At 66.6% G+C, this 15,041-nt stretch carries 16 protein-coding genes; 8 read left to right on the top strand and 8 right to left on the bottom strand.

Translation table 11 applies throughout. The annotated features are described in order from the left end of the window. Window positions 1–2: 2 nt before the first annotated feature. From N4S67_RS13045 to N4S67_RS13020, 6 genes are read right to left on the bottom strand one after another with little or no spacing between them, the layout of a single operon-like run. On the bottom strand, window positions 3–1,490 hold the full coding sequence (locus N4S67_RS13045) for a flavin-containing monooxygenase (protein WP_260993396.1): 1,488 nt from the start codon (window positions 1,488–1,490) through the stop codon (window positions 3–5). Further along, a complete protein-coding gene (locus N4S67_RS13040) occupies window positions 1,487–2,212 on the bottom strand; it encodes an SDR family NAD(P)-dependent oxidoreductase (RefSeq protein ID WP_260993395.1) in 726 nt (241 codons plus the stop codon). The genes N4S67_RS13045 and N4S67_RS13040 overlap by 4 nt, the downstream gene beginning before the upstream one ends. After that, a complete protein-coding gene (locus N4S67_RS13035) occupies window positions 2,209–2,955 on the bottom strand; it encodes an HpcH/HpaI aldolase family protein (RefSeq protein ID WP_260993394.1) in 747 nt (248 codons plus the stop codon). Before N4S67_RS13035 ends, N4S67_RS13040 begins: the two co-directional genes overlap by 4 nt. Next, a complete protein-coding gene (locus tag N4S67_RS13030) occupies window positions 2,952–3,920 on the bottom strand; it encodes a zinc-binding dehydrogenase (RefSeq protein WP_260994026.1) in 969 nt (322 codons plus the stop codon). Before N4S67_RS13030 ends, N4S67_RS13035 begins: the two co-directional genes overlap by 4 nt. A 1-nt stretch (window position 3,921) precedes the next feature. Next, the gene (locus N4S67_RS13025) at window positions 3,922–5,148 is read right to left on the bottom strand and encodes a cytochrome P450 (RefSeq protein WP_260993393.1); all 1,227 of its coding nucleotides are present in this window, start codon (window positions 5,146–5,148) and stop codon (window positions 3,922–3,924) included. Next, window positions 5,145–5,849, bottom strand: a complete 705-nt coding sequence (locus N4S67_RS13020) for an NIPSNAP family protein (RefSeq protein ID WP_260994025.1) — start codon at window positions 5,847–5,849, stop codon at window positions 5,145–5,147. The genes N4S67_RS13025 and N4S67_RS13020 overlap by 4 nt, the downstream gene beginning before the upstream one ends. A 70-nt stretch (window positions 5,850–5,919) precedes the next feature. Between N4S67_RS13020 and N4S67_RS13015 the strand changes: the two genes are divergently transcribed. The 4 genes from N4S67_RS13015 to N4S67_RS13000 all read left to right on the top strand — a co-directional run bounded on the left by N4S67_RS13015 (window position 5,920) and on the right by N4S67_RS13000 (window position 9,112). Next, window positions 5,920–6,732 carry an SMP-30/gluconolactonase/LRE family protein gene (locus N4S67_RS13015; protein WP_260993392.1) on the top strand — a complete coding sequence of 271 codons (813 nt, stop codon included), beginning with the start codon at window positions 5,920–5,922 and terminating at the stop codon, window positions 6,730–6,732. Then, on the top strand, window positions 6,729–7,544 hold the full coding sequence (locus N4S67_RS13010) for a thioesterase family protein (protein ID WP_260993391.1): 816 nt from the start codon (window positions 6,729–6,731) through the stop codon (window positions 7,542–7,544). Before N4S67_RS13015 ends, N4S67_RS13010 begins: the two co-directional genes overlap by 4 nt. Before the next feature lie 104 nt (window positions 7,545–7,648). Beyond that, window positions 7,649–8,518 (top strand): hypothetical protein, encoded by an 870-nt coding sequence (locus tag N4S67_RS13005; protein WP_260993390.1) that lies wholly within the window; start codon window positions 7,649–7,651, stop codon window positions 8,516–8,518. A 57-nt stretch (window positions 8,519–8,575) separates the two neighbouring features. Next, window positions 8,576–9,112, top strand: coding sequence for a TetR/AcrR family transcriptional regulator (locus tag N4S67_RS13000; RefSeq protein WP_260993389.1), 537 nt, complete (start codon window positions 8,576–8,578; stop codon window positions 9,110–9,112). Here the strand turns inward: N4S67_RS13000 and N4S67_RS12995 are convergent. Further along, window positions 9,093–10,259, bottom strand: coding sequence for a CaiB/BaiF CoA transferase family protein (locus tag N4S67_RS12995; protein WP_260993388.1), 1,167 nt, complete (start codon window positions 10,257–10,259; stop codon window positions 9,093–9,095). The two genes, N4S67_RS13000 and N4S67_RS12995, sit on opposite strands and share 20 nt — an antisense overlap. 52 nt (window positions 10,260–10,311) lie before the next feature. Between N4S67_RS12995 and N4S67_RS12990 the strand changes: the two genes are divergently transcribed. From N4S67_RS12990 to N4S67_RS12975, 4 genes are read left to right on the top strand one after another with little or no spacing between them, the layout of a single operon-like run. After that, window positions 10,312–11,415: an ecdysteroid 22-kinase family protein gene (locus N4S67_RS12990; protein ID WP_260993387.1), complete on the top strand. Its 1,104-nt coding sequence runs from the start codon at window positions 10,312–10,314 to the stop codon at window positions 11,413–11,415. 43 nt (window positions 11,416–11,458) lie between these two features. Beyond that, window positions 11,459–11,998 carry a TetR/AcrR family transcriptional regulator gene (locus N4S67_RS12985; protein WP_260993386.1) on the top strand — a complete coding sequence of 180 codons (540 nt, stop codon included), beginning with the start codon at window positions 11,459–11,461 and terminating at the stop codon, window positions 11,996–11,998. Between the two features lie 31 nt (window positions 11,999–12,029). Next, window positions 12,030–13,514, top strand: coding sequence for an aldehyde dehydrogenase family protein (locus tag N4S67_RS12980; RefSeq protein WP_260993385.1), 1,485 nt, complete (start codon window positions 12,030–12,032; stop codon window positions 13,512–13,514). Beyond that, window positions 13,511–13,918 carry a nuclear transport factor 2 family protein gene (locus N4S67_RS12975; RefSeq protein ID WP_260993384.1) on the top strand — a complete coding sequence of 136 codons (408 nt, stop codon included), beginning with the start codon at window positions 13,511–13,513 and terminating at the stop codon, window positions 13,916–13,918. The genes N4S67_RS12980 and N4S67_RS12975 overlap by 4 nt, the downstream gene beginning before the upstream one ends. Here N4S67_RS12975 and rlmN read toward each other — a convergent pair. Beyond that, a complete protein-coding gene (gene rlmN, locus N4S67_RS12970) occupies window positions 13,915–15,039 on the bottom strand; it encodes a 23S rRNA (adenine(2503)-C(2))-methyltransferase RlmN (RefSeq protein ID WP_260993383.1) in 1,125 nt (374 codons plus the stop codon). The two genes, N4S67_RS12975 and rlmN, sit on opposite strands and share 4 nt — an antisense overlap. Window positions 15,040–15,041: the final 2 nt, after the last annotated feature.

Raw genomic sequence — 15,041 nt, 5'->3', positions numbered from 1 at the left:
GCCTACCGGTCCACCGTCGTACGGACGGCGGCCACCGTCGCCCGCTGTGGTTCGAACATGTAGTCCGCCGGCCTGAAGCGACGGGTCATCGCCCAGAACGCACCGGCGCTGCGTGGCCACTGGGTGACCACCCGGCCGTTGGCGGCGCGGAAGTAATTGCTGCACCGGGTGAGCCAGACGGTGCCCGCCATCCAGGCGTCGACCTTGGCGAGGAATTCGGCCATGGTGCGCGGCCGCACGACGATGTAGGACTTGTTCCTGCGCCGCATGTACTTCAGTGCGCGCACGATGTAGTGAGCCTGCGCCTCCAGCATGAAGATGACGCTGTTCGACCCGACGTTGGTGTTGGGCCCGTACAGCATGAAGAAGTTCGGGAACCCAGGCACGGCCATTCCCAGGTACGCGTACGCTCCGTCTCGCCACTCCTCGCGCAGCGTCGTCCCGTCCTCGCCGACGACGTCGATCTGGCCGAGGTAGTCGGCTGCGGCGTAGCCCGTCGCACACGCCACGACGTCAACATCGAGTTCGGTGCCGTCTGCTGTCACCAGCGATCGTTTCCGCAACGCGCGCGCCGGGCTCGCCACGACATCGACGTGCGGTTGGGTCAGAGCCTCAAGGTAGTCCGTGGCGAACACCAGCCGCTTGCAACCGAACGGGTGATCGGGAGTCAGCCTGCGTCGCAACGCCTCGTCAGGCACAGCCGACTCGAGTACCTTCAGCGCGATGTCCCTGAATTCCTGCGTCTTGTCGCTGCCGTTCTCGATCACCGAGATGTTCGACTCGCTGCGCAGCCACAGCCTGAACCGGTAGATCTTCTTGGCGAGCGGAATGTGGCGGAAGACCCACCGCTCCCTACGGGTGTACTCACGATCTGGCTTCGGCAGGATCCAGGTCGGCGAACGCTGCACCGAATAGACCTTGGCTGCGACCCTCGCCACCTCGGGAACAAGTTGCGCCGCCGTCGATCCGGTGCCCAATACCGCCACCCGCGCGCCGGTGAGGTCGACGGAATGGTCCCAGCGTGCGGTGTGCATCAGCGTGCCCGAGAACGGTTCCTCCACGATGAGGTCTGGGAGCACCGGCTGAGTGAACAGACCGATCGCGGAAACCACCACGTCGAACGCGTACTGTTCACCGTCGGCCGTCTTCAGTCGCCATGTCTCGCCGTCCCAGCGCGCCGCCACGATCTCGGTGCGCAGCATCAGGTTCGGCCCGAGCTCGTAACGCTGCGCGCACCGTTCGAAGTACTTCAGGATCTCCGGCTGAGCTGACCACAGCCGCGACCAGTCGGCGTTGAGGTCGAACGAGTAGGAGTACAGGTGCGACTTCACGTCACAGGCAAGGCCGGGGTAGGTGTTGATGCGCCAGGTCCCGCCGACGCCGTCCTCGCGGTCGAAGATCGTGAAATCACGGAACCCGGCCTTGCGCAGAAAGATTCCGAGCGCAAGCCCGCCCGGGCCCGCACCGATGATCCCGACGGACGGACTCATCCGATTCGCAGACACTGGCCGCCGTCCACGATGACTTCGGACCCCGTCATGAACGATGCCTGGTCGGAGACCAGGAAGGCGACGACGTTGGCGACTTCGTCGGGCTTGCCGATGCGGCCCAGCGACGCGGTCAGCCGCTGCTGAGTTGCGGGGTCGAGCATCGGGGTCTCGATCGGGCCGGGGAACACCGCGTTGACGCGGATGCCGTCTGAAGCGAGTTCTGCGGCCACGCTCTGGGTGAGGCCGCGCAACGCCCATTTCGACGACCCGTATGCGGCGTGGTTCGGGAACGGTCGGATGGCGCCGGTGCTGACGGTGTTGACGATCGCCGCGCCCGACGCTTGCAGCAGATGCCCCAGCGCCGCTTGGATACCGAGGAACGGGCCGAGACAGTTGAAGCGCCAACTGCTTTCGAAGCCTTCGGCGGTTTCGTCGGCCAGCGAGGACCGATGTAGCACGCCGGCGTTGTTGATCAGCGTCGTCAACGTGCCGAAGCGCTCGACGATCTCGCATACCGCGGTTTTCCACTGCTCGGGCGACGTGACGTCGAGTTCGACCGCGATGACGTCGTCGCCGAGGTCGGCGATCGAGGTGCGCAACTCATCCATCCGCACGTCGCAGGCGCCAACCTGAAAACCGTCGGCGCGCAGACGCTTCGTGATCGCCGCACCCTGCCCGCGGGCGGCGCCCGTCACCAGTGCGACGCGTTGCGATCCCGTCATCGACCGGTCGCTTCCCTCAGGTGCTCCGCGGCCCCACGGCGCAGCGCTTGTGATTCCGAGGCGAGACTGATCATCTGGTATCCCATCTGTGCCGACTTTTCCCCTCGCCTGCCGTCGCCTGCGTGGACGCCGGCGATCAGGCCCGCTGCAGCCGCGGTCGACGCAATGCTCGCCATCGCGTCAATAACGGTGGTGTCCGTCCACGCTTCGGTGACCGCGCACCCCAAGGAGATGGCCAGATCTGCCGGGCCGGTGTACACGCCGGCCAACCCGTCGACTGCACAGATCGTGTCCAGTTGCGAAAGGCCCTGTGCAGTCTCGATCATCGCGAACACACGTGCCCGCGCCTGGAGCGCGGCTGGATCGACGCCGAGGCTGGCCCGAAGGGGCCCGAAGCTCCGCACCCCCGCGGGCGCGTATCGCGTCGCAGCGACCGCAGCGGCCGCCTGCGCGGCCGACTCCACCATTGCGACGATGACGGCGTCGGCGCCCGCATCGAGGACACGTCCGATGGGGGCGGGGTCTGTCGAGGGTAGTCGGACCGCGGTGGCGATCGGCACATGTTCCAGCCGACGGAGCATCAGCGCGACATCGGCGTCGTCGAGATAGCCGTGCTGGACGTCGAATACCACATAGTCGTATCCCGCGGCGGCGAACTCCTCGGGACCGATGATCGTCGGCCCGACCACCCAGCCGCCCCACACGCGCTCGCCGGTGCCGATCGGCAGTCCGCTCGCCGTCATCGGACGATCGCGATCTTGATGCGCTCAGGCATCGGTCTGCAGGCAAGCTCGAAGGCGTCCTGCACGTCGTCGACGCCGTAGGTGTGGGTCACATAGGCGGGCAGCAGCTGCGGCCGCGCGCGGACGAACTCGCCGGCGGCGACCAACATGCGGCGCCGATCAAGTGTCACACCGGATTTGAGTGTCAGGTTATTGCGCAGCATGATGCGCATACTGATCGGATAGCTGTCGTCGTCGGGCACACCGAAATAGAACACCGTTCCACCGAAGGCCGCCGCCTCGATCGCGTGGCCGAGGGTGGCGACCTGGTGACCCACCGCCTCGATCACGACATCGGGTCGGTCGTCGGCGCCGAGGTGGCTCACCCAACGGTCGCTGGTCGCGCGGACGATGGTGTCGACGCCGAAGTCATTGCCGACGCTGTCTCGGTCGACCGGGTCGACGCCGGTGACATGCCGGGCGCCCAGAGCCTTTGCCGCATAGGAGAACAACAGGCCGATGGAGCCCTGGCCCAGCACCGCGACGTGGCGGCCGTCGAGATCGCCGAGCTGCTCGAGCGCGTAGAGGACACAGGCGAGCGGCTGCAGGGCGACGGCATGCTGCGGGGTCAAGGTGCGGTCGTAGGCCGCCAGACCGTCGCCGTCGGCCACGACATACTCCATCAGTCCGTCGAATCCGGGCGCCCAACCGACCACACGGTCGCCGACGCTGTGGCGGGGATGTCGGCTCGCGAGCACCTCGCCCACGACCTCGTGCACCGGGAAGCCGTCCATCTCGGCGGCGCGCAGGCCCACGTCGCCGGGTAACCGCCCCTTGCTGCCACGGAAGCCCGGCAGATCGCTGCCGCAGATTCCCGCTGCGAGAAACCGCAGCAGCACTTGACGGTCCGTCAGGGAATCCGGCGTCTTTTCCGGAATCTGCACTCGCGCAAAGGTGTATGGCGCGACGAGTCGGTACGCCCACATGTCAGACCTCAACGGGGACACTGTTCCAGCCCCACTGAAAACTCGACGGCGGACGCAAGGCGGCGTCGCCGTCGATATGCCACTCGGGAACCCTCTTGAGCCATTCGGTCACCATGACGCCGATCTCCAGCCGCGCGAGGTGCACGCCGAGGCAGAAGTGCTGGCCGCGACCGAAGGCCAGCAGTCGCTCGATGCGTCGATTCCAGATGAACTCATCCGGATCGGGGTACTCGCGTTCGTCGCGCGCGGCCGAGGCGAGCAGCGTGATGACGCGCTTGCCGGGATCTATCGTCGTGCCGTGAATCGTGTACGGCTTGCGCACGGTGCGGGCGAACCACTGAGCGGGCGCGCAGTAACGGATCATCTCTTCGCGCGCGACGGGCACATTGGCTTCCACATCGGCTCGCACCGCTGCCGTCTGATCGGGCCGGCTGCCCAACTCCCACAAGCCGTGCGCGACGATCTTGGGCACGGTCTCGGTGCCGCCGATGAACACGCCGAGCATCTGGGTGGCGGCCTCGATATCGCTGAGGGTTGAATCGTCGGGCAATCGGAAGTCGACCAGATTGTCGGCGATCGAGTTGCCTCCCGGCCCCTCGGCGCGGCTGCGCTGCACGAGCGGCACGAGGTATTCCAGGTAGCCCGGCCGGGCGTTGGCCACTTCGACACCGCTGCCCGGCTGTGCCAGGCTGCCCGCGTTCACCGTCGCCAGCACGTCGGACGCCAATTCCACGGGCAGGCCGAGAAGTTCGCACACCATCGACGCCGCGACAATGCCGCCGTAGTCCTGGGTGAGGTCGAACCGGCCCCGCGGAAGCAACTCGTCGAGCCGCTCGTTGGCCAACTCACGGACTCGCTCGGCCAGCCTGGCGACGGCCCTCGGCCGGAACTGTCCCGACGTGCAGCGCCGGACACCGTCGTAGATCGGCGCGTCGAAGTTGGCGTGAAACGGCATGGGATGCAGCGGCGGGTCGGGCACCGGACCGTCGTTGGGGTGCGCCAAAACCGTTGCCGAGGGCAGAGTTCCCTCGGATGCGACGAACGTTCCGTCGTTGACCGCCAGCGTCTGCCAGATGTCGTCGAACCGCGACAGGGCGTAGGTGTCCCACTTGTCGATGTAATACACCGGGCGCTCGTCGCGCAGCACGCGGTAGTACGGCAGCGGATCGGCCATCACCGCCGGATCGAACGGATCGTAGGAGAAATCCTGTGTCACAGTCGACGTCATCGCAGCGGAGAAGGCGGTAGGGCCGCCAGGATCGAGTCCTCCCAGCCGTCACGCAGCGCGGGCGCGACGCTCATCCAGGTGACGATCTCGGCGGGCGGGGCGTCTTTCCATGACGGGTAATGGTTTTCGAAGCAGTCCCAGTCTCCGTCGAGCGCCCAGTAGTGAATGACCTCGTTGAACCGGAACGTGGTGATGAACGAGCCGAGCCAGCGCTTGCCGGTGCGCTCGGACCATGGCACGTACAACCGCTCGAGTTCACGGATGTAGTCGTCCTGGCGGCCGGGCTTGGTCTGCATGATCTCCTGGATCACCAGACCCGCGCCGAACTGCTCGTCCTGCAACTGCGCGAGCGTTCTGTTGAACTTGCCCGCGTACATGATGCGGCCCTCGCCGGCGGCACCGATTTCGGCGAGGTAGGTCGACCATGCGGCGGCCGCATCGGCGTGGCTGCCGCCGCGGGCCTGCGACCTGCCGATGTGCGCGTAGTCGGCGAACTTGTCGATCTCCCAGATGACGGTCACCTGCGGCCAGTGGCCGTTGTAGGGCGTGGTCTCCCACATCGCGAACAACCGCGCGCCGAGGTCGGTCATCATCGGCTGGTAGAGGTCACCGAACACCTCCGTGAACCGGTCGGTGCGGCCGGATCCGAGTGCGATCGTCTCGTGCAGATACAGAAGCGTGTGGCCGTAGTACTTCTTCATGACCAGCATCCGGTTGACAGTGGCACCCAGCGAGCGTGACACTTGTGACGTGTTTTGTAAAGGTGCGACATTGACCACGCTCGCCGACGGGTTCTGTTTCGGGGAAGGTCCACGCTGGTTCGAAGGGCTGCTGTGGTTCTCCGACATGCTGGGCGAAGCGGTGCACACCGTCACGCTGCAGGGCGCCATGACCACCTTGCCGCTGGCGGGTCATGCACCGTCGGGTCTCGGGTTCCGCCCGGACGGGTCGCTGCTGGTCGTGTCGACCGAGAATCGCCAGGTATTGCGCTACGACGGCGAGACGGTCACGACGATCGCCGACCTGTCGGACTGTGTGCCTGCGAATCTCGGCGACATGGTCGTCGACGGGATTGGGCGGGCCTACGTCGGTTCGCAGGCGTTCAACGGCGGTGTGATCGTGCGCATCGACCCCGATGACTCGCCGACCATCGTCGCCGAGGATCTCGACTTCCCCAACGGCATGGTCATCACTCCCGACGGTGCAACGCTGATCGTCGCCGAGTCGACGGCCCGCAGGCTGACCGCGTTCTCGATCGGTCCGGACGGGTCGCTGTCGGACCGGCGTGCCTTTGCCGACGGGCTCGACGGACCGCCGGACGGTATTGCCCTCGACGCCGAAGGCGGTGTGTGGGCGGCGATGACGCTGGCCCACCAGTTCGAGCGAATCATTCACGGCGGCACCGTGACTGACCGCATCGACATGGGTGAGCGCACCGCGATCGCCTGCACGCTCGGCGGGCCAGAGGGCCGCACGTTGTTCATGCTGACGAGCGCCGACGCCTATCCGCAGCGCCTTGTGGGCACGAAGTTGTCTCGGCTCGACGCGGTCATGGTCGACGTCCCCGCCGCGGGCATGCCGTGAGCGACGCATACTACGAACTCATCGACGGCGGCGACGCGCTCGGCGAGAGGTTCCGCCCGACCGATCTGGTTCGCAGCACGTGGTCGGCCGCCATCCAGCACGGGGCGCCGGTGTCGGCGCTGCTGGTTCGCGCCCTGGAACGCTGTGAGGCGCGCGAGGACACACGCCTCAGCAGGGTACTGGTCGATCTGCTCGGCGCGGTCCCCGCCGAAGGTGAGCTGTGGGTGCGGTCCCGAATCGAGCGCTCCGGCAAGCAGATCGAACTCGTCAGCGCCGAGATGCTGGCGCCCGGGAAGGACGGCGAGCCCAGAGCCGTCGCCAAGGCCAGCGGGTGGCGGCTCAAGACCATCGACACTGCCGACGTCGCGCACGCTTCCGCTCCGCCACTGCGTCCCCTCGCCGAGGCCCACAATCGCAATCTGGAGAAGGATTGGGATCGCAACTACGTGCACAGCCTGGACTGGCGCTGGCTGACCACGCCGATGGCGCAGGGACCCGGTGAGTCGTGGCTGCGGCCGACGGTCGACCTCGTCAACGGCGAGTCCATGACCCCGCTCGAGCGCTTGTTCGCGGTGGCCGACGACGCCAACGGAATCGGGACGAAGCTGGACATCCGCAAGTGGACGTTCATGAACACCGATCTCGTCGTGCACCTGCACCGCATGCCGGAGGGCGAGTGGATCGGGATCCGCGCCGAGACCAGTTACGGACCCGACGGCATCGGCACGACGCTCGGCACACTGTTCGACGAGAGCGGCGCGGTCGGCGCCATCCAGCAGTCGGTGCTGGTGCGCCCGATGCCCGCCCCTTAGCTCCCCCACTCTGCGCCGAAATGGAATTCCCTGCTATCAAGGCAGGCTGTTGATAACCCTCGCTTCTGTTTCGACGGTGTCGGTCGCGTGCGCACGATTCAGCGATGGGAATCATCTTCGTCGGCAGTGAAGCCGTCGCGCGTGGGGAACTCCGTCGCCACCAGCTGCGAACGGCGTATCGCAATCTGTACCCGAACGTGTACATGCCGAGGGTCGGCACATCGTCGCTGTACAACAACGCCGTCGGCGCCTACCTCTGGTCAGGGCAGCGCGGCGTCATCACCGGTCGCGCCGCGGCGGCGCTGCACGGCGCGCGGTGGGTCGACGAGGGTTCGCCGGTCGAACTCCTGTGGAACAACAACCATCCGCCGGCCGGCATCGTCGCGCGCAACGAAAGATTCACCACCGACGAGGTAATCGAGTTCAACGGCATGGCCGTCGCAACCATCCAGCGGACGGCGTTCGATCTGGGACGCCACCTGGAACTTCGCGAAGCCGTCGCGCATATGGACGACCTCGCGCGCTGTACCGGCCTGGCCGCCCAGCACGTCGGACCGCTCATCGAGCTGTACAAGGGTGCTCGCGGCGTCCGTCGCCTGAGGAAGGTGCTCGAGTTGATGGACCCCGGCGCGCAGTCGCCGAAGGAAACGTGGTTGCGACTGCTGCTCGTCGACGCGGGTTTCCCAACCCCGACGACTCAGATCCCGGTGTTCGGCGAGAACGGCAGGCCATTCGCCTACCTCGACATGGGCTGGGAGGACCTGAAAATCGCCGCCGAGTACGACGGCGACCAGCATCGCACCGACCGAGCGCGGTATGCGTGGGACGTCAGAAGGCTCGCGATGCTGCAGCAACTCGGCTGGCTGCACATCCGCGTGATCGCGGGAGATGGCCCCGGCTACATCGTCGATCAGGTGCGGCGGGCGTTCTCTCTCCGCGAGACGGAAGGTATGGCTATCAAGCCGCGGCCTTGAGCGCCCGGAATTCCATTTCGGCGCAGTCGTGACACTTGGGGAAAATACTGTAAAGCTATGACGATGCAGGTGGCTGACGGCGACCAATCGACGCGGGAGCGAATTCTCGCTGCGACCGCCGAAGTGCTCGGCCGCAACGGCATGACGAAGCTCAGCTTGTCCGAGGTCGCCCTGCAGGCGGGCGTGTCCCGCCCCACGCTCTACCGGTGGTTCGCCTCGAAGAAAGACCTGCTCGACGCGTTCGTGGTGTGGGAACGCAAATTCTACGAACGCGCCATCACCGACGCGACTGCTGATCTGCCCGCATGCGAGAAGCTCGACGCGGCGCTCCGGGTGATCGTCGAGTATCAGCAGTCCTACCCCGGGCTGCGCATGATCGACATCGAGCCGGCCCTGGTCATCAAACGGCTGTCTAGGGTGATCCCGCTGATGCGCGGGCGACTCGAGCGCCTCGCCCAGGGACCCGACCGCGGCGTCGCGGTGGCAACCGCTGTGCGCGTTGCGATTTCGCACTACCTGGTGCGCAGCGACGATGGCGCCGATTTCCTGAACCAGCTCCGCCACGCCGCAGGCGTCAAGCATTTCGCGCCGTGAGTTCGGCGAGTACCTCCTCGGTGTGCTGTCCGAGCTTCGGTGCGACAGAGCGCATTTCGACGGGTGTGCGGGAGAAGTCCGCGGGGGTCGCCACCATCGGCGCACTGGACTCCCCGTCAGGCACGTAGACCACGCCGCCCGCGGCGTGAAACTGGTCATCGGCGAGGACGTCTTCCATCGAGTTGATCGGCGACCAGAAGAAATCCGGTTCGCTGTCGAACAATTCCGCCCACTCTTCGAGTGCCTTGGTCGCAAAGATGGTGTCGAGTTCGCCGATCAGTACTGCGGCGTTGGCCGCGCGTGACCTCGCGTTGTCGAAGCGGGCATCGGTGAGCCAGTCGGTCCTGCCGACTGCGCGACACAGTGCGGGCCAGTGCCGGTTGCCCTGCAGGCCGACGATCCAGAACCGTCGCCCGTCGCCAGCGACGTAGTTGTTCATGCAGGGGTTGGCCATCGACTCGCGCTGCCCGATCGCAATCGGGTGGCCGGTCATCAAGAAGGTGTTCAGGTCGAAGCTGACGGCGTAAGCGCCCTGCCGATACAGCGACGTGCTGACCAGTTGGCCTGTGCCGGTTCGGTTGCGGGCGATCAATGCGGCGCACACCGCGGCGGCCATCGTCATCGCCGCCATGTGGTCGCCCATGCCGCCGCGCTGGAACGGCGGCGAATCCCCCGGCCGGGTCAGCAGATGCGCCAATCCCGCCCTGGCCCAGAATGCGGCGACGTCGTAGGCGGCGCGCTCCGCGTCGGGCCCGGTCATCCCGTAGCCCGTGATCAGTCCGTACACAAGCCGGGGGTTGCGTCGGCTCACCGTCTCGAAGTCCAGCCCGATTCGCTGCAACGCCGCCGGGCGGATGTTGGTCAGGAAAACGTCTGCCTCGCTGAGCAATTCGAGAGCTGTTGCTTGACCGTCGGAACTGGTCAGGTCGAGCACGATGCCGCGTTTGCCACGGTTGTCCATCTCGAACGGCGGACTCTCCTGTCCATCGAGGCCGAGCATCCGTCCGAAGGTGCGCGCCGGATCGCCTTCCGGCGGTTCGATCTTCACGACGTCAGCGCCCCAGTCGGCGAGTATCCCGCCCGCGGCCGGGCCTGCCACCCACACGCCGAGTTCGACGACTCGGTGGCCCTGCAACGGTCCGGACATCCGATCCTCCCAAAGCGCCTTACAAATCAGCCATACTTTGTAAACTATCCGCGTGATTCGGGTTGCCCCGGTCGTCGGCTTGGCGGCCCACGTCGGCCGCGGCGTACAACGTATCGCCACCGACACGGTCGTCGGCCGCTTCCGATCGCTTCCCCGTACGGTCGCCGACGTCGACGCCGCGTACCTGTCGCAGATCTTGGGCCGACCGGTGACGTCGGTGTCGGTGATCGGCGGCGACGCCGGGACCTCCTCCCGCGCCCGCCTGGCGCTGACCGGTGAGAACGTGCCGCAGTCCGTCTTCGTCAAGATGCCCGCCGAAACCGTCCCGACCCGGCTGATGGGCGAGATGGGCCGGCTCGCCGCCACCGAGACACGCTTCTACCGCGAACTCGCACCGGAACTGACGGGGCTGCCCACGTCCTACGGCTCAGAGTTCGATTCGCTGACCGGGCGCTTCGTGCTGGTCCTCGAAGACCTCGCGGTCGACAAGTGCGTATTTCCCGACACCCTGCACCCGCTGGACCGCGACCAGGCGAGCATGATCGTCGGACTCCTCGCGCAATTGCACGCGACGTTCTGGGAACGCGTTCCACGCTGGCTGTACACGGCGTCGGCCGACACCGCCTCACTGTTGACCGGTCCGCTGCTCAAGACGTCCGCGCGACGGATCGCCGAACGCACCGACCTCCCGGTGGGCAACGGTCGCTTCATCGACGAGAACTACCGCGCTGTCGCCCGTCTCATCGACGAACCGCCGCACACGGTCATGCACGGCGATGCTCATCCGGGCAACGTCTACTTCCGCAACGGCGAACCCGGGCTGCTGGACTGGCAGGCCGTGCGCTGCGGCCATCCGAGTCGCGAACTGGCCTACACGTTGATCACCAGCATGACCACCGCCAAGCGCCGGTCGGTTGAACAAGATCTGCTCGACGAGTACCGCCTTGCGCTGACGGCCGCGGGCGGACCGCACCTGGACGGCGACGAGTTGTGGGAGCGCTACCGGCGCGGCGCGCTGTACCCGTATGTGGCCGCGCTGATCACCGCGGGCATGGGCGGAATGCAGGACGAGGGCATCGCGCTCGAAGGTCTGCGCCGCGCCGTGGCCGCGCTGGAGGACCTGGACACGGTCGCGCTCCTGGCGAAATCGCTGTGAACGACGAACTACGATCGAGAAACCCGACGAGGAAAGCCCGGATGTGAACGAACCGCTGCGCGACGCAGTCGAGGACACCTCGACCAGGCATAGGATCCTGGTCGCGACCGCCGACGTGCTCGGCCGCAGCGGACAGACCAAGCTCAGCCTGTCCGAGGTGGCGCTGCAGGCCGGGGTGTCCCGCCCGACGTTGTATCGCTGGTTCGCCTCCAAGGGCGAGTTGCTCGACGCGTTCGGCGTCTACGAGCGCGAGATGTTCGACACCGGGATCAGCCGTGCGACCGCCGGCCTACGCGGCACCGAGAAACTCGACGCGGCACTGCGGTTCATCGTCTCCTATCAGCACTCGTACTCCGGCGTCCGGCTCGTCGACATCGAGCCCGAGGTGGTGATCGGACAGCTCGGCTGGATCATCCCCGTCATGCGGGCCCGATTGGAGAAATTGCTCACGGGATCCAACGCCGCGGTCAAGGCCGCCACCGCCATCCGGGTTGCGGTGTCGCACTACATCGTGCGCAGCGACGACGACGACCAGTTCCTCGCGCAGCTCCGCCACGCCGTGGGGATCAGACAAAACACCTGACACTGCCGCGCCGATTTGTAATGCTGAGCACATGACCAGCGTGCAGGATCAAACAGGGGTGTTGGCCGGCGACGAGCGGATGCTCATCGACGGCGAACTGCAGCACACCGCCAGCGGAGCCACATTCGACGTGATCCACCCGGCCAGCGAGCAAGTCGCGGGCCAGGCCACCGACGGAACGGTCGCCGACATGGACCGCGCGGTCGGCGCGGCGCGGCGCGCGTTCGACGAGACCGACTGGTCACGGGATCTGGAGTTCCGTTACCACTGCCTGACGCAGCTGCACGAGGCTTTCGAGCGCAACAAAGAGCGGCTGCGTCGCGTCCTGATCACCGAGGTCGGCTGTCCGGTATCGGTGAGCGGTAGCCAGATCGAGAGCCCGATCGAAGAGGTCAAGCACTGGGCCGAGCACGGCCGCAACTTCGACTATCTCGTCGACAACGGTGTGCACGAGACGCCGCTCGGCCCGGCACGGCGCAAGATCCACTACGAGCCGGTCGGCGTGGTCGGCGCGATCACACCGTGGAACGTCCCGTTCTACCTCAACGTCGCCGAGACCGTTCCCGCGCTGATGGCAGGCAACACCGTGGTGCTCAAGCCGGCGCAGCTGACTCCGTGGTCCGGCAGCGAATACGGACGCATCGTCGCCGAGGAGACCGACATCCCCGCGGGGGTGTTCAACGTCGTGGTCGCAGGCGCCAACGAGGTGGGCGCGGCGCTGACGGCCGATCCGCGGGTCGACATGATCACCTTCACCGGATCCACGGCCACCGGCCGGGCGATCCTCGCGGCCGGCGCCCCGACGGTGAAGAAGACGCTGCTCGAGTTGGGCGGCAAGTCGGCGCACATCGTGCTCGACGACGCCGACTTCAACTCGGCGCTGCCGTTGGCGGCGATGATGGCGTGCGTGATGTCGGGCCAGAGCTGCATCCTGCCCAGCCGAATTCTGTTGCCGCGCAGTAGGTACGACGAGGGTCTCGAGGTTCTCAAGAACATGATGGAGAACTTCCCGATCGGCGACCCGTGGACGCCGGGCAACATGCAGGGTCCACAGATCAGCGAGACGCAGCGGCAGAAGGTGCTCGGCCTGATCCGTTCGGGCATCGACTCAGGGGCCCGACTGGTCACCGGCGGCGGCGTTCCCGAGAACCTGCCGACCGGCTACTACACCCAGCCGACGCTGCTAGCCGACGTCGACCCGAATTCGCAAGTGGCGCAGGAGGAGATCTTCGGGCCGGTGCTGACCGTCACGCCGTACGACAGCGACGACGAAGCCGTCGCGATCGCCAACAACAGCATCTACGGTCTGTCCGGCGAAGTCAGCAGCGGTGACGTGGACCGCGCCTTCGCGATCGCCACCAGGATGCGCACCGGCAACGTCACGATCAACGGCAAGAGCCACTTCGGGATCAACAGTCCGTTCGGCGGCACCAAGCAGAGCGGCCTGGGATACCGCAACGGAGAAGAGGGTTACAAGGAGTACCTGGAAGCGAAGACCATCGGCATGCCCGAATGACGGACGAGGCCGGCATCGCCCGACTGTTGTACCGCTACGCCCGCGCCGTCGACACCAAGGACTGGGAGTTGTACCGGTCGGTGTTCACCGACGATGCTCACATCGACTATTCGTCGGCGGGAGCGGTCGTCGGAAGCCGCGACGAGGTGGTCGACTGGTTCGTTGCGAACTTCGGTGTCATCCCGTGGAGCATGCACTACATCACCAATATCGAGGCCGAGATCGACGGCGACACCGCCCAGGTGCGCGCGATGTTCTACAACCCGATGCAATTGCCCGGCGTGGCGAAGATGAGTTCGTGCGGCGGCTATTACCACCACGAAATGGTGCGCACCGCCGACGGCTGGCGCAGCCGCCGACTTCGTGAGGAGAACGTCTGGTTCGAGGGCGCTCCCGGCGATTAGCCCTCGGCGGCCAATTGTCCGCAGGCAGCCGCGATCTCACGGCCACGGGTGTCGCGCACCGTGCATGACACGCCACGCTCGCGGACCCGCTTGACGAACTCGCGCTCGGCGGGCTTCGGGCTCGCATCCCACTCGCTACCCGGCGTCGGGTTCAGAGGGATCACGTTGACGTGCACCAGCGGACCCAGGGCGCCATGCAGCTTTCTGCCCAAAAGGTCGGCGCGCCACGGCTGGTCGTTGACATCGCGGATCAAGGCGTACTCGATGGACACGCGTCGCCCTGTCGAATCGGCGTAGTAGCGCGCCGCGTCGAGCGCTTCGGACACCTTCCAGCGGTTGTTCACCGGAACCAGGGTGTCGCGCAGTTCGTCGTCCGGCGCGTGCAGTGACAGCGCGAGTGTGACGCCGAGTCGTTCGTCGGCCAGTTTGCGGATCGCCGGCGCCAGCCCGACTGTGGACACCGTCACCGAGCGCGCCGAGATGCCGAACCCGTTGGGCGAGGCCGCCGTGATTCGCCGGACCGCCGCCAGCACCCGGTTGTAGTTGGCCAGCGGCTCGCCCATGCCCATGAAGACGATGTTCGACAGCCGGCCACCGCGCGCCACGGGCGCGATCCCGTCCCCGTCGCGCTCACGCAGTTCGACCGCTGCGGCGCGCACCTGCTCGAGGATCTCCGCCGTCGAGAGATTGCGTTTCAAGCCGCCCTGGCCGGTCGCGCAGAACGGACATGCCATGCCGCAACCGGCCTGCGACGAGATGCACACGGTATTGCGATCGCGGTAGCGCATCAACACCGACTCGAACGTGGTGCCGTCCACCGCACGCCACAACGCCTTGCGGGTCTCCCCCGCGTCGCACTCGATCTCCCGCACCTCATCGAGCAGCTTGGGGAACAACGCGTCGGCGACCTGCGCGCGCATTCCTGCGGGCAGATCGGTCATCTGATGCGGGTCGGCGATCAACCGCCCGTAGTACTGGTTGGCCAGTTGTTTTCCGCGGAATGCGGGCAGCCCGAGCTGTTGGACGGCCTCAGCGCGGCCGTCGGCGTCGAGGTCGGCGAAGTGCCGCGGCGGCATGGCGCGTCGCGGCGGGTCGAAGACCAGAGGCAGGGATGTTGGCATGT

Origin of the sequence: Mycobacterium deserti (assembly GCF_025345615.1) — a bacterium.
In the GTDB taxonomy this organism is placed as follows: domain Bacteria; phylum Actinomycetota; class Actinomycetes; order Mycobacteriales; family Mycobacteriaceae; genus Mycobacterium; species Mycobacterium deserti.
The sequence above is the reverse complement of the archived record's forward strand: the minus strand, read 5'-3'. Positions and strand labels throughout refer to the sequence as shown.

Excerpts from the sequence above, each read along its gene's own strand:
- N4S67_RS13020 (WP_260994025.1), bottom strand. The coding sequence starts at position 5,849 with ATGAAGAAGTACTACGGCCACACGCTTCTGTATCTGCACGAGACGATC.
- N4S67_RS13035 (WP_260993394.1), bottom strand. The coding sequence starts at position 2,955 with ATGACGGCGAGCGGACTGCCGATCGGCACCGGCGAGCGCGTGTGGGGC.
- rlmN (WP_260993383.1), bottom strand. The coding sequence starts at position 15,039 with ATGCCAACATCCCTGCCTCTGGTCTTCGACCCGCCGCGACGCGCCATG.
- N4S67_RS13030 (WP_260994026.1), bottom strand. The coding sequence starts at position 3,920 with ATGTGGGCGTACCGACTCGTCGCGCCATACACCTTTGCGCGAGTGCAG.
- N4S67_RS13040 (WP_260993395.1), bottom strand. The coding sequence starts at position 2,212 with ATGACGGGATCGCAACGCGTCGCACTGGTGACGGGCGCCGCCCGCGGG.
- N4S67_RS12995 (WP_260993388.1), bottom strand. The coding sequence starts at position 10,259 with ATGTCCGGACCGTTGCAGGGCCACCGAGTCGTCGAACTCGGCGTGTGG.
- N4S67_RS12975 (WP_260993384.1), top strand. The coding sequence starts at position 13,511 with ATGACGGACGAGGCCGGCATCGCCCGACTGTTGTACCGCTACGCCCGC.
- N4S67_RS13045 (WP_260993396.1), bottom strand. The coding sequence starts at position 1,490 with ATGAGTCCGTCCGTCGGGATCATCGGTGCGGGCCCGGGCGGGCTTGCG.
- N4S67_RS12980 (WP_260993385.1), top strand. The coding sequence starts at position 12,030 with ATGACCAGCGTGCAGGATCAAACAGGGGTGTTGGCCGGCGACGAGCGG.
- N4S67_RS13000 (WP_260993389.1), top strand. The coding sequence starts at position 8,576 with ATGACGATGCAGGTGGCTGACGGCGACCAATCGACGCGGGAGCGAATT.
- N4S67_RS13025 (WP_260993393.1), bottom strand. The coding sequence starts at position 5,148 with ATGACGTCGACTGTGACACAGGATTTCTCCTACGATCCGTTCGATCCG.
- N4S67_RS13005 (WP_260993390.1), top strand. The coding sequence starts at position 7,649 with ATGGGAATCATCTTCGTCGGCAGTGAAGCCGTCGCGCGTGGGGAACTC.